Here is a 13,407-nt window from a genome sequence, read left to right on the forward strand (position 1 = left end):
GTGTGCTTGGAGTCCACTGGACTATAGACCTCCCATGTCTCTTTTGCTGCGCTGCAACATTCAATTAAGGATGGTGTCCTACTCGCGTGCCTGCCGTGGTGGCCAGCAGATCGGGCTCGAAAACCTTACGATCTTCGTCGATTTTCATCCTCGTGGAATTAGAAGAATGCATCACTTACCTGCCGTTTTCAGAACGGTTTTGTTCGCGGGATCCGTTTTCCTCTCTCTGGGTGCTGCGGCAGCTTCCTCGGACGAGATGAAGGGCGCCTACATCGATTTCGGCCGCACACCCAGTGGCTCCAATAACACCGACTCCCTGACTGCTGGCTTGGTCGTTCCGGCGCTGATGGCGCCACGAGCGATGTGGGGCGGCGTCATGACCTTTTATTGGGACTTCTTCCTGAGCGCCTGGCGTGCACCAGAACCGCCCAATGGCGCGGACAAGAAGAACTATGCGCAAATCGGCGGGATCGGCAACTTCCGCTACAGATTCGGCGAAGGCCAATCCCCCTGGTTTGTCGAAGCAGGCTTGGGCGGCACAGTGACGGACAGCCTCTATCGCACGCCTGACCGCCAGTTCACCACTGCCTTCCAGTTCACCGAGCAACTGAGCGTGGGGCGCAGTTTTGGAGCGGCGCGGGAGCACGAACTCTCGCTGCGGATCCAGCATTTTTCCAATGGGGGCATCAAAGAGCCGAACCCAGGCGAGAACTTTGTGCGGGTGCGCTACCTGTATCGGTTCTGAGTTCAGGCGGCTCATTGCATCCGCGCGTGGATCGCGCGCTTTCAAAAGCTTGCCTATAGCGCGTGAGCCACAGGCCTTCGTCGGCGTTGTCGACTCCCGGCCCGAACTCCAGAGCCTCGCGATTCCATCGGACACTGCAGGTCGGGGTGAGGAGGGCCCAGTTCATCTGGGCGAACCGGCGCGCAAAGAAGGGTGCGATCGCCTCGACGATGTAGTGATCGGGCTCCAACCACGCGATGTGCAGCGGGGCGCCTTCTACACCTGAATCGACAGGCCTGAAGCGGATGAGCGCCTTTGTCCGCTGGATATCGCGCCGCACAGCCTGCGCCATGTGCACCGCGCGCACGCGATCGCTGTCCAAGGGGCTGCGGCGCAGGCCGGGTTCGTGCACGAGCCGCCAGAGCAAGCGGTACAGGAGGTCGAAACGACCGGGGTCGCTGTGCAGAATGACGACATCGCACAGAGACATGAATGAGCGAGGCAGGAAGAGATTGACGCCCCCGTGCGGCCTGTCGGCGGAATGCCGTTTTTCGCCATTTGCCGCCGCACATGAAGGGGCGATGGCGACCCCCTGCGGCGCGTTCCACTCGACCTCCTCTGGTGGGACAAGCGTTGCGAGCAACACCCGGGCTTCTCGGCGGAATCCGTCCAGGTCGGTCTGGCTCGCCAGGGTGACGGAATGAAGCGACATGCCGTCAAGTTAGGTCTCGCTTCTGGACGCTCCTGTAGGCGGTGAGGCGTAAAACGGCGAAGGATGCGCTGGCTTCACTGGCGAGGGGCCGCCCATCTCGCGACCGCCGATCCGGCGCTACCTGGCTGTTGCCAATCGGCGCCGCAGGCGCCTCGTGTGCACTTCGGTCGCGATGTAGACCACGCAGGCCACGATCAGCGGGAGAAGATAGTAGAGCGCGCGATAAGCCAGCAACGCCCCGAGCAGCTGGTCTTGCGAGAGCCGGTGCGACAGCAGCGCGATGAAGACGGCCTCCAGCACTCCCAGCCCGCCCGGGATGTGCGTGATGACTCCCGCCACGGCCGCAACCAGAAACACGCCGAGCACGGATGGGTAGGGCAGTCGTTGCTCGAGCAGGAACCAGATCACGCCCCCGATCAGCGACCAGTTGGCGGATGAAATCACGAGTTGGAGCAGCGCAATGCGCAGCGGCGGCGTGTCGATCTCGTGGCCGTGTATGCGCCAGGTGTGTTCGCGCGCAATGGCGCAAAGGATCAGGTAGGCGAGCCCCGCCAGAATCAGCAAAGCGCCAAGAATCCGCAGGCCCTCGTCGCCGATCTTCCATTCGGGAGGCAGCGGCATGGGCCAGAAGCAGAAAGCCGCTCCAGCGACCGCGAAATAGCCGAACCAGTTGGTCAACATGCTGAAGGCGAGCACGCGGGTGATCGTGTTGTTGTCCAGGCCGAGCCGTGAATAGAGGCGATACCTGAAGGCGATCCCGCCGACCAGTGCGCCCAGGTTCAGGTTGAATGCATAGCTGATGAAGGTGATACCCATCACCGAGCTGGTGCGCAGCCGGTGGCCCGTCATCCGACGGCCGAGCAAGTCATAGGTGCTGTAGAGCAAGTGGCTGCACACGGCCAGCGCCGCGGCCGCGAGCAGCAGCGGCAGCGGAATCTCGCGCACCGACGCGAGCACTCCGCGCCAATCGATGGTGCGCGCCTGCCGGAAGATCAGGAACAGCACCAGCGCAAAGAAGACCCATGCTGCGATTCGTCTAGTGCGGTGCCATCCTTGCGAGGCAGGGCCTCCTGGGGGCGCCACGGCGCCCGTCGCCGGTGTGGAGGCCATCACGCTGCATCCGTTCGCGTCGCGCCCGAGCCGCGTGGCTGTGAGCCTTCAAGCGGCTTCAGCAGCGGCGCATGTCGCGGCAACATGCCGATCAACGCCGGATACCAGCGCAAGAGATGGAAGATGAAGAAGCTGCGCACCAGCCGCCAGGCGCTCCATTCCGTCAGGTCGGCCGCATGAATCTGTTTGCAGCCATGCTGCATCAGCGAGTCGAGACGGTCCCACAGCACCTGATTGAATGCCCGGTCGCGCACGATCGCGTTGGCCTCCAGGTTCAGCGACAGGCTGAGCGGGTCGAGGTTGCTCGATCCGACTGTGCTCCACTGCTCGTCGACGAGAGCAACCTTGCCGTGCAACGGCCGCTCGCAATACTCATAGATGCGAACGCCGGCGTGCAGGAGATGGTGATAGAGCATGCTCGCGGCTGTCTTCACGAAAGGCATGTCCGGGTTGCCCTGCAAGATCAGCCGCACGTCCACCCCGCGCCGCGCCGCACGTCGCATTTCCTTGATCAAGGTGTAGCCGGGGAAGAAATAGGCATTGGCAATCACGATGCGTTGCCGCGCACTCCGGATCGCGGCCCGATAGCGGCGTTCGATGTCGTCGGTATGGCGGCGATTGTCTCGCGTCACGAACTGCACTTCGGCTTCGCCCTGCGGCTCGGGGCGGATTCGACTAGAGGACTTCAGGCGCCGCCTGAACCAGCTGGGTCCCTTGCCGCCTACGGCAATGGCATGCAGCACGAAGCGATGGATCTCGGCCACGATCGGACCTGCGAGTGCCACTGCGTAGTCCTGCTTGCCCTTGGGGCCGTAATCGAGCAGATGATCGGCCGCGAAATTGATGCCGCCGACAAAGGCGATCGATCCGTCGATGACCACGATCTTCCGATGCATGCGGCGGAAGACGTTGAGCCGTTGCCCGAACAGGCGCCTGCCGGGATCGAACACACGCACCTTGACGCCGGCGGAGGTCAGCCCTTCGATGAACTCAGGCGAAAGGTCCGGCGAACCGAAGCCGTCGACCATGAGGTCGACCTTCACACCTCTTTGGGCAGCCGCGCGCATGGCGGCGTGGAGCGCCTTGCCCACCTTGTCCTCGAACAGGATGAAAGTTTCGACGATGACCTCCTGGCGCGCGCTTCGGATGGCGTCGAACACACGCGGGAAAAATGTCTCGCCGTTCTCGAGCAACTCGACTTGGTTGCCGCCGATCCAGCGCTGACTGCCGGCCGCGCTCACAGCTGGATCTCCGCGACGAGCGGCGCATGGTCCGAAAGATGCGACCAGGGCCTTCGGGGCAGCACCACCGGCGCATGCACCGCCGCGTTGCGCACGTAGATGCGGTCCAGCGGCAACACCGGAAACCGCGCCGGAAAGGTCCTCGCGGCGTTGCCGTTCGCGAGCACGAACACCTCCCGCAACGCGGCGCCCACTTCGAGGATGCGATGCGCCTTGCCGCGCCAGTCATTGAAATCGCCCGCAACGATCAAGGGCGCGTCGGCCGGCACCTCGTCGCGCACGATATGGCAGAGCAGGTCGAGCTGCTCCTGCCGATGGCTTTCAGCCAGCCCGAGGTGCGCGCAGATCACATGCACGTCGACGGGCCTCGCGGGCAGCCGCAATACGCAATGCAGCAGTCCTCGCTTCTCGGGTCCGGTGATCGACACGTCGTGGTTTCGGTGGTGCACGATCGGGAACTTCGAGAGCACCGCGTTGCCGTGGTGCCCCTTGGGGTAGACGGCGTTCCGGCCATAGGCGAACTGGGGCCACATCGTGTCCGCGAGGAACTCGTAATGCGGCGCCTCCGGCCAGTTGTCGATCTTGCGCGAATGGCGCGAGTGCGTGCCGAGCACTTCCTGGAGAAACACGACGTCCGCGCCCACTGTACGAACCGCTTCCCTGAGCTCCGGAAGGATGAACTTGCGATTCAGGGCCGTGAAGCCCTTGTGGGTGTTCACGGTCATGACTTTGAGCGAGGTCGGCAAGGGCATCACAGCCGCCGTGTGGGACGAGGGCTTCACAGTTGAAGTTTGTAAGCTGGCCAAAGTTCGGCAAGTGTAGGAACGCACCACGTTCTTTGCCAGCCTGCGCGGCTCATGGGCGTGCTCCTACAGGCACGGCGTGCCGCTCCTCACATGTCGCAGCAGGCACCCCTCCTACGGTGGATTCCATTCCATGAGAGACAAGACAGGAGCCATCATGAAGCAAGCACTGTTCACGAGCACCGTTTTGGCCGGACTTCTCGGCCTGGCGGGCATTGCGTCCGCGCAGATGACCTCGCAGCCGGCGCAGCCCGACCCTGCGGTGGCCGGCCAGGCGAGTACGAAGACTCCGGCGGGCGTCGGCAATCCTACCCAGCGGCCCGACGGCACGCAGCCGGCTTCACGCGAGGCGGTGAAGGCAGAGGCGCGTGCGCACAACCGAAACAACGCCAACAACCAGGTGCCCAAGGGCGAAGCATCAACGACCGTGAACAACCAACCCAATGCCGTTGCGCAGCCGACGGGCGAGATGTCGCGCGCGGAAGTGAGCCAGTCGGGGCGCAAAGCCAAGCCGCAGTTTGGCCAAAAGGGTGAGCGGCCTGACGTGCCGACCAATCCGACGACCAAGACTGGCACGCCCCAATAGGCTCGAGGTCCGGCGAACCAAAAATGAAAAAGCCCGCGGCACTTCCGCCGCGGGCTTCGGGATCCGCTGACGAGGCTCAGCTCTTGCTGGCTGGCGCCGTTGGATGGCGACGGCCGCCGTGTTCGCCATGTTCACCCCGATCGCCAGGGCCGAAGCGCCGCATCGACTCGGCATCGAAGGTCTTCTGCTGATCGGGCGTCAGTCCAGCATAGAAAGTCCGCGTGGCCTCGGCCCGTTTGGCAAACCTGGCGGTGCGTTCGGCCTGGCGCGATTGCATCAGGTCAAGCCGTTGCGGCGTGGTCAGCTTGGCAAACTCGGCGCGGTCCATGCGGGGCTGGCCTGAAGGGGGCGCCGGCGGCTGCTGCGCGGCAGTGAACGTGCTCCACGCGCTTTCCTGCGCAGGCGCGAGCTTGAGCTTTTCCTTCAGCTCTGCGAGATGCTGCGCGTGGCGCTGCTGCATCTGCTCGAAGCGCTGCGCGCGGTCCGGCCGTGTGTGCGAAGGATTCGCACCAGGCTGCGGTGCGACCGCTGCTGGAGCAGGCGCCGCCGGCGTTGGGGTCGCTTGCGCAAAGGCGCCAGTCGAGGCGAACGAGACTGCCAGCAGACCGGCACAGAGAAGGCTTTTGCGAGACGAGATCATGAGAGTGCTTCCTTTCGAAGAAGCCCGCCGCCGATGGGCAGCAGGTGAAGGGAAGTGTGGCGAGCCCGTGTTTCGCGACGGTGAGGGTCGGGTTAGCGGGCGTAAAGATAGATGAACGCTCGCGCCGCCTTCGGCCTTGGTTTCAGCCTCCGCTTCAGCTGAACTTTCCGTTCTGGAAATCATGCACGGCCTGCGTCACTTGCTCTCGGGTGTTCATGACGAAGGGCCCGTATTGGGCTATCGGCTCGTGCAGCGGATTGCCTGCGATCAGGAGCGCTCGCGCAATGCTGTGATTGGAGGCGGGGGCGCGGAGCACGACGCCATCGCTGCCCGGGTCGTTCGCAAGTATCGCCATGCGCTTGGTCGGGATCTCGCTGCTTCCGATGTAGATCGACTCGCGAAACACGTAGATCAACGCGTTGTAGTGGTCCGGCAGTGGCTGCGCAAATTCGGCACCGGGTGGCAGCGCGATGTCGAGGTAGACCGGCTCGGTATGTTCACGCTGCATCGCGCCGGCGACGCCGTGGCTTTCGCCAGCAATGACACGCACCCGAACGCCTGCCGGCGTGACGAATTCCGGAATCTCATGGCTCTGGATGTCGCGATACCAGGGCTCGCGCATCTTGTCCTTGGCCGGCAGGTTGAGCCACAGCTGAAAGCCCTCCATGAGGCCTTCTTCCTGTTCCGGCAGCTCGCTGTGTACGAGGCCGCGGCCGGCCGTCATCCATTGCACGCCGCCGTTGGACAGCAGCCCTTCGTGGCCATGGCTGTCCCGATGACGCATGCGCCCCGAGATCATGTAGGTCACGGTTTCAAAGCCACGGTGCGGGTGGCTCGGAAAGCCGCCGATGTAGTCCCCGGGGTTGTCACTGCCGAAGGCGTCGAGCATCAGGTAGGGATCGAGCCGCTGCTGCAGCGTCTGGTGCAGCACGCGGGTGAGCTTGACGCCATCTCCGTCGCTGGTGGACACGCCGGCAACGATCTGGTCGACGCCACGGGGTTGGGCCAGGGCGATCGGTTCGACCGCGTGCGCGCTGTGGGCGTGGCTTGGAGTGGGTGTGGTCATCCAAGCATGGTGGCACGGTCGGGACGACCGCGCTAGGGGTGGGGGCGCCTCAGCCGAGCGCTTCGAGTTCCCAGGAGACGCTTTGCCAGGCGATGCCGAAGCCCGTCCGAGTGGCGCCCGATGCGGGAGCCGCCTGGGTCGCGAGCACCGCCCAGTCGGCACCGGCATGCACGCTGTCGATGACAGGGACGGGCACCGCAGGGGCGATTTCGGCGGCCATGCCGGCAAGGCCCGCGCCGCCCAGGATGACCGCTCGCGCATCGAAGCGCAGGGCCGCGTCGCGGCAGGCTTCGGCAAGCAGTGCGTGGGCGGCGATCGGGTCGGCCGCGAGTTGTGCTCCGGTCGGTGCCAAGGTGTGGATACCCGCGAGCGATGGCGAATATCCGAGCGACCACGCCAGCCGTTCGAGCATCGGGCGCCACGGCTCGCCGCCGGTCACGACGGCGAAGCGGCCGTACTTTGCGGCGGACGTGAAGGCGGCCTCCGCGAGCCCGCTGACGGGCACCCCCGCACCGTCGCGCATCGCGAACAGACCCGGATCTCCGAAGCAGCCGATCAGCACGGCGTCGGGGCGCTCGCCGTGCGCATGCGCGACCGCCCAGGCATCGAGCGTGGCGTGCTGCGCAACCGCGTAGCCGGCCTCGTTGGCGATGTACGGTGCGCCAAAGCGGGCGGTGATCGTGTGCACTTCAAGCGCATCTCCGGCCTGGGCGCGCACATGGCGCTCGAGCAACTGGCTCACCGAAGCGGAGGTGTTGGGATTGATGATGAGCAGACGAGCCATCAGCAGGGACGCGTCGCCCGTCTTCGCAGAAGCGCTGCGGCACCCAGGGCAAGCCCCATGACAGCAAAGGACACGACAGTGGTCACCGTGCCGAGCGCATAGATGGAAGGCGTCGTCACCGTCGATGTGAGGCCCTGGAGTTCGAGCGGCAAGGTATTGACGTCGCCGATCGCCTGCGAGGTGCGCGCGATCTCGTCCCAGCTCAGCGTGAAGCCGAACATGCCGATCCCCACGACGGACGGCCCGATCAGGGGCAGCACGACGTGGCAAAAGGTCTGCCAGGGCGTTGCTCCGAGGTCGCGAGCCGCTTCTTCGTATGCAGGATTGAAGCGGTTGAACACGGCAAACATGATCAGGAGCCCGAACGGAAGCGTCCACGTGAGATGCGCGCCGAGGGCTGAGGTGAGCAGGCCCAATGCAGTGCCGTAGTTCTCGAGCGTGCCGGTCGCATCGAGCGCAGTCAGCGCACCTTTGATCCCCGCATCAAGCAGGCGGAACTGCAGCCCGATGCCAAGCGACACGATGATCGACGGCATGATCAGGCTCGCCACGGTGATGAAGAAAAGCGCGTTGCCGCCCTTGAGGCTCTTGCGGAAGGCAAGGCCCGCCAGCACCGACAGCACCACAGTGAACAGCATCACGACGGTGCCCAGCATCAGCGAGCGCCGGAATGCAGCGCCGATGTCCACCGTGCCAAGCCCTTCGGCCAGCTTGTAGAACCAGTGCAGCGAAACACCGCGCAGCGGAAACGTGAGGCCGCCCTCGGGCCCCTGGAAGCTGAGCACGAAGATCGTGATCATCGGCCCGTAGAGAAACAGCACGAAGACCGAGAAGACAAAAGCCAGAGGCCGGAAGCCCGCCGAGCGTTGTTCGCCGATCCGCATGCTCATAGTTCCTTGCGGATGTCGACGAGCCGCGTGAGGCCCCAGATGATCATGAGCACCACCGCCAAAAGGATCATCGCGTTCGCGGCCGCCAGCGGAAACTGCAGGTACGAGGTCTGCACCTGGATGATCTTGCCCACTGATGCGATCTGCTGTCCGCCCATCACGCCGATCGTCACGAAGTCACCCATCACGATCGTGATGACGAAGATCGAGCCGATCAGGATGCCCGTGCGCGAGAGCGGCACGATCACGTTCCACAGCGTCTGCCAGCCGGACGCGCCGGAGTCGCTGGCTGCTTCGAGCAGGAAGGGGTCGATGCGCATCATCGAATTGAAGATCGGCACGATCATGAACATCGTGTACAGGTGCACGAAGGCGAGCACCACCGAGAAGTCCGAGAACAGCAACCATTCGACAGGCGAGTCGATCAGCCCGATGCCCATGAGGCCCTGGTTAACCAGTCCATTGCGGCCCAGGAGCGGCACCCACGAGATCATGCGAATCACGTTCGAAGTCCAGAACGGCACCGTGCACAGGACGAAAAGCAGCGTCTGCATGCCCGGCGAACGCACATGAAAAGCCAGGAAGTAGGCAACCGCGAAACCGATCAACAGGGTGATCGCCCAAACCAGCAGGCAGAACTTGATCGTGCTGATGTAGGTGGACAGCGTGACGCACAGGTCACCGTTGTCCGTGAGGTGCGAGCACCCTTCGAAGATGCTCAGGTAGTTGCGCGCCGACAGCGCCGGGATGAGTTCGTACTCGTTGAAGTTCCACAGGCTGACCATCGCGATCAGCGACAGAGGAATCAGGAAGAACAACACGAACACCAGCGCGAACGGCGCCGCCTGCCACCACGCGTTAAGCGGGCGGGCGGCCGATGGCGCGGCATCGCCGGCCGCAACAAGAGTGCTCATGACGAAGAAGCAAAGTTGATTTCTCGAGGCGAGCCGCACGAAGCCTGTTCGTGAGACACCGCGGAACCGGCTTTGCCGGGCCGCTGGTGTCGCCCCCCGGCAGGGGGGTGGGCGGCTACACGGAGTGAGCCAACCTGGGGGGCGAGCTTCATGCCGCCACGAATTCGTTCCACTTCCTCACCATGTACTCGTTCTCGTCCATCACGGCGTTCCAGCAGGCAATTGCGCCCATGCGCTCTTCGTAGCTGCCGCCGTCGCGCACCGCACCGGCCTTGGCGATGACGTCGCCTTGCGGGCTCTTGATGTCCTGCGCCGCAGGCTTGCCTTCCATCCAATAGGCCCACTCGTATGGCTCCATCTTGGCCTTTGCGGTGTCCAGGACAGCGCTGTAGTAGCCCTGGCGATTGAGGTAGGCACCCGCCCAGCCATCGAGGAACCAGTTGATGAATTCATACGCACCGTCGAGCTTCCTGCCCGACAACGTTGCCGGCAGGCCGAAGCCGGAGGCCCAGGCGCGGTAGCCTTCCTTCAGCGGCTGGAAGGTGCAGTCGATGCCTTTGCTTCGCACGGCGGTGACCGCAGGCGACCACATCGACTGGATCACGACTTCGCCCGACGACATGAGGTTCACCGACTCGTTGAAGTCCTTCCACAGCGCACGAAATTGCCCCGCCTTCTTGGCTTCGATCAGCGTCTTGATCGTGAGATCGATCTCGGCCTTCGTCATGTTGCCTTTGTCCGCGTACTTGTGGATGCCCTTGGACTCCACCACCATCGCCGCGTCCATGATGCCGATCGACGGGATGTTCAGGATCGCCGACTTGCCCTTGAACTCGGGATTGAGCAGCTCGGCCCAAGAGCCGATCGGCCGCTTGATCAGATCGGGCCGGATGCCAAGCGTGTCGGCGTTGTAGGTGGTCGGAATGAGCGACATGAACCGCGTCGGCGACGCCGCGAATGCCTTGCTTTTCTCGCCTTCCAGGTAGATCACCTTGATGGGCGCGGTGCCTTGGCTGCCGACCTTCTTGCCAGCGACTTCGCCCTTTGTGAAGAGCGTGGTGATCTTGTCGGCATTCTTCACGCGCTGAGTGTCGATGCCCTTGAGGTTGCCCGTGGGCACGATCTTCTTGAGCGAGAAGTACTCCGTATCGATCAGGTCGAAGCTGTTGGGCGCGGTCACCGCGCGCTTGGTGACGTCGTCCGTGGTGACTGCCACGTACTGGATTTCGATGCCTGTGTCGGCCTTGAATTTGTCCGCGATCGCCTTGTCCTGGTTGACCGCGGTACCGAGATAGCGCAGCACGCTCTTTTCCTGTGCATGGATGGCGGGGAAGACGCCGCTCGCGAGGATGCCCGCTGTGCCTTGCAGCAGCGTGCGGCGCTGCACGCCGGTGGAGGGTGTTTCGATTTTTTTGGACATGGTGGTCTCCGAAGAGGCGGTGGTGAGGAAACTGAGGAGGACGGCGGCTGCGACCCGGGCTTCTTGCGGCTTGTCAGGCGGCCATTGCGGCCAGCGCGGCGAGGGGTTCGCGCAGCGGAATCGGTGCGCCGTTGCCAGGTTTGACAGGGCGCGTGGCGCCGGCGCCGAGCGGGCGGGCGTCGGCCTCTGACCAGCTCAGGCGCACGCTTTCGCCGACTTCGAAGGTGCGGCTGACGAAGGCCTTTTCGGACAGCAGCACCGAGACGCTGCTTTGCTCGGGCCGCACGCCCGTGAGCCGCAGTCCGAGCAGCACGTAGGTGCCTTGGTATTCCACATCGGTGACGTGCGCCGGCAAGCCAGTCTCTCCTGCGGCGCCGGTCGCCGGCGCGATCTGCATGTGATCGTTGCGCACCGCGATGAGTCCGTCATGCACGGCGAAGACGTTGTGGCCGCCCATGAAGCGCGCGACGAATTCGCTGGATGGATGGTTGTAGACCTGATGCGGCGGACCGACCTGTTCGATCAACCCGTGGTTCATGACGACCATCGTGTCCGCCAGCGCCATCGCTTCTTCCTGCGAATGGGTGACGTGAATGAAGGTGAGGCCCAGCTCCTTCTGCCAGCGGCGCAACTCGGCGCGCATCTGGATCCGCAGGAAGGGGTCGAGTGCGGAAAGCGGCTCGTCGAGCAGCAAGACGCGCGGCTCGGTGATCAACGCGCGCGCCAAAGCGACCCGTTGCTGTTGTCCGCCCGAGAGCTCTCCCGGCTTGCGTTCTGCGAGCTGGCCCATCGCGACGCGCTCCAGCAGGTTCCTGGCGCGCTTGTGGCGCTCGCTCTTGGACACGCCTTTCATCTTGAGGCTGAAGGCGACGTTGTCGAGCGCCGAGAGATGTGGAAAGAGCGCGAAGCTCTGGAACATCATCGCCGTGCCCCGCGCTGCGGCGGGCAGGTTGGTGATGTTGCGGTTGTCCAGCAAGATGTCTCCGCCCGATACTGACTCGTGACCCGCGACCATTCGCAGCGTCGTGCTCTTGCCGCAACCCGATGGGCCCAGCAGGCAGCAGTAGCTGCCGCTGGCGATGCGCAGGTCGATCTGGTCGACGGCGGGCGGTGCACCGGCGACGTAGCGCTTGGTCAGCGCGACGATCTCAACGGCTGCGGGCGGAGGGGCGGTGACAGCATCCATTGATGCGTGTCATCGCAAGACATGTGCCAGCGATCCCAGCCACGTCAGGGTGGTGCGAAGCGGGCTGCGGCGACTTTGCTCAGCAGCGCGTCGCGTTGAGGCTTGGTGATGCCGCGTACGCCGTCCGCCACCCACTTTGCGCGATCGAGATTGATGTTGCCTTCCTGCTGCCACTTGCGCACGGCGGCGGCCGGGTTGTTCAGCATGGCAGCCAGCCACACCGCCTGCGCCGGTTCGAGATTGCGCGCAGAGCGCTTGAAATAGGTGCGTGCCGCGGTTTCCGCGCCGCAGATCTGGGCGCCCCACGGTGCGTTGTCGAGGTACAGCTGGAGGATGCGCGCCTTGCCCAGCGTCTGCTCCATTTCGACCGCGTAGAGCAACTCGCGCAGCTTGCGGTCGGCGTTTTGCTGTCCGCCGGTAACGAGGAATTTGGCCAGTTGCTGGGTCAGCGTGCTGCCGCCCCGAGCGACTTTGGACGCTTTCTGGTTGATTTCCAGTGAGGCGGCCAGTTCGGTGAGGTCGTAGCCGGGATGCATGAAAAAGCGTTGATCTTCAGCCGCGATGACGGCGCGGGCGAGCCAGCTTTCGCTCGTGAGCCGGCTTGGTGCGCCGCAAACGGTGCGTGCGTTGGCGATCGCCTCGGTCCCCAATCCGTCGACGGTGAACTGGCTGATCTGCGGCTGCAACGAGAACGTACCCGCCGGGAGGGCGACTTGGGCATGCAGGCCCAGCGTGCCGCCGATGCGTGCCCGCCGCAGCTCGGCCAAATCAGGTGCCAGGATGGCGTACCAGCTGGCGATCGGTGCTTCCGGCACGTTAATGTTGAGGAGCAGGGCCTTCTGCGACAGGCGTCCATCCCATCGTGCGTGGAGCGTCTGGTTGCCCTTCGCCTCGGTGACGGTCGAGGTTGGATCGGAAGGCGAGGCTTCGAGAATGCCGCTGAGCGTGCCCGCGTCGCGCCGCACGGTGGCCTTCAGGCGCTCGAACCGAATGGGTGCGCTGCCCAGCGCGGGCACCGTCGCGCTGCAGGGGGCGCATTGCAGTTCAAGCGTGCCCGTAGGCTCGTTCCAGCCAAAAGCGACAGGGCCGAAGCTGGTGTCGAGCGTCCGGCCGGCAATCCAGGGCGCGAACCATGACGAAGTCGCCAGCCGGATGGCTGTCGGCACGCCGACATCGAAAGACAGCGGGCCGGCCTGGACACGGGCTGGCCACTCGTCGGGGCCGGGGGCCAGCGCCAGTCTCACGATCAGGAACGCGGCGACCGCGGCGGTCAGCACCAGGGCCAGGGTCGCGAAGAAAAAATAAAGCAGCGCTTTTTTGAGCAAATCTCT

Annotated in this window: 14 protein-coding genes; 2 read left to right on the forward strand and 12 right to left on the reverse strand. The window is 64.3% G+C overall.

Annotated elements, in window-relative coordinates; all coding sequences use genetic code 11:
- The first annotated feature begins 34 nt into the window (after positions 1-34).
- Positions 35-745 carry an acyloxyacyl hydrolase gene (locus AC1DEK_RS22910; protein ID WP_478127587.1) on the forward strand — a complete coding sequence of 237 codons (711 nt, stop codon included), beginning with the start codon at positions 35-37 and terminating at the stop codon, positions 743-745.
- Here the strand turns inward: AC1DEK_RS22910 and AC1DEK_RS22915 are convergent.
- From AC1DEK_RS22915 to AC1DEK_RS22930, 4 genes are all read right to left on the reverse strand, one after another.
- Complete coding sequence (locus tag AC1DEK_RS22915) at positions 687-1,436, reverse strand: TIGR03915 family putative DNA repair protein (protein ID WP_478127588.1); 750 nt, start codon at positions 1,434-1,436, stop codon at positions 687-689. The two genes, AC1DEK_RS22910 and AC1DEK_RS22915, sit on opposite strands and share 59 nt — an antisense overlap.
- 117 nt (positions 1,437-1,553) lie before the next feature.
- Positions 1,554-2,546, reverse strand: coding sequence for a lysylphosphatidylglycerol synthase domain-containing protein (locus AC1DEK_RS22920; RefSeq protein ID WP_478127589.1), 993 nt, complete (start codon positions 2,544-2,546; stop codon positions 1,554-1,556).
- A complete protein-coding gene (gene clsB, locus AC1DEK_RS22925) occupies positions 2,546-3,787 on the reverse strand; it encodes a cardiolipin synthase ClsB (protein ID WP_478127590.1) in 1,242 nt (413 codons plus the stop codon). The genes AC1DEK_RS22920 and clsB overlap by 1 nt, the downstream gene beginning before the upstream one ends.
- Positions 3,784-4,539, reverse strand: a complete 756-nt coding sequence (locus AC1DEK_RS22930) for an endonuclease/exonuclease/phosphatase family protein (RefSeq protein WP_478127591.1) — start codon at positions 4,537-4,539, stop codon at positions 3,784-3,786. Before AC1DEK_RS22930 ends, clsB begins: the two co-directional genes overlap by 4 nt.
- Positions 4,540-4,747: 208 nt before the next feature.
- On the opposite strand from AC1DEK_RS22930, the gene AC1DEK_RS22935 reads away from it, so the two are divergent.
- Positions 4,748-5,176, forward strand: a complete 429-nt coding sequence (locus AC1DEK_RS22935) for a serine/threonine protein kinase (RefSeq protein ID WP_478127592.1) — start codon at positions 4,748-4,750, stop codon at positions 5,174-5,176.
- Positions 5,177-5,252: 76 nt separating this feature from the next.
- Here the strand turns inward: AC1DEK_RS22935 and AC1DEK_RS22940 are convergent, their stop codons facing one another.
- The 8 genes from AC1DEK_RS22940 to AC1DEK_RS22975 form a co-directional block, all read right to left on the reverse strand.
- Complete coding sequence (locus tag AC1DEK_RS22940; protein ID WP_478127593.1) at positions 5,253-5,816, reverse strand: Spy/CpxP family protein refolding chaperone; 564 nt, start codon at positions 5,814-5,816, stop codon at positions 5,253-5,255.
- Positions 5,817-5,970: 154 nt separating this feature from the next.
- Complete coding sequence (locus AC1DEK_RS22945; RefSeq protein WP_478127594.1) at positions 5,971-6,882, reverse strand: pirin family protein; 912 nt, start codon at positions 6,880-6,882, stop codon at positions 5,971-5,973.
- A 49-nt stretch (positions 6,883-6,931) separates the two neighbouring features.
- Positions 6,932-7,666: an aspartate/glutamate racemase family protein gene (locus tag AC1DEK_RS22950; RefSeq protein WP_478127595.1), complete on the reverse strand. Its 735-nt coding sequence runs from the start codon at positions 7,664-7,666 to the stop codon at positions 6,932-6,934.
- Positions 7,666-8,556, reverse strand: coding sequence for an ABC transporter permease (locus AC1DEK_RS22955; RefSeq protein WP_478127596.1), 891 nt, complete (start codon positions 8,554-8,556; stop codon positions 7,666-7,668). Before AC1DEK_RS22955 ends, AC1DEK_RS22950 begins: the two co-directional genes overlap by 1 nt.
- The gene (locus AC1DEK_RS22960; protein ID WP_478127597.1) at positions 8,553-9,470 is read right to left on the reverse strand and encodes an ABC transporter permease; all 918 of its coding nucleotides are present in this window, start codon (positions 9,468-9,470) and stop codon (positions 8,553-8,555) included. The genes AC1DEK_RS22955 and AC1DEK_RS22960 overlap by 4 nt, the downstream gene beginning before the upstream one ends.
- 148 nt (positions 9,471-9,618) lie before the next feature.
- On the reverse strand, positions 9,619-10,890 hold the full coding sequence (locus tag AC1DEK_RS22965) for an ABC transporter substrate-binding protein (RefSeq protein WP_478127598.1): 1,272 nt from the start codon (positions 10,888-10,890) through the stop codon (positions 9,619-9,621).
- A gap of 73 nt (positions 10,891-10,963) precedes the next feature.
- Entirely contained in the window at positions 10,964-12,076 is a 1,113-nt protein-coding gene (locus AC1DEK_RS22970) for an ABC transporter ATP-binding protein (protein WP_478127599.1), read from the reverse strand.
- Between the two features lie 44 nt (positions 12,077-12,120).
- Entirely contained in the window at positions 12,121-13,401 is a 1,281-nt protein-coding gene (locus AC1DEK_RS22975; RefSeq protein WP_478127600.1) for a biosynthetic peptidoglycan transglycosylase, read from the reverse strand.
- Positions 13,402-13,407 lie beyond the last annotated feature (6 nt).

The organism is Variovorax sp. 10N420 (assembly GCF_056394705.1).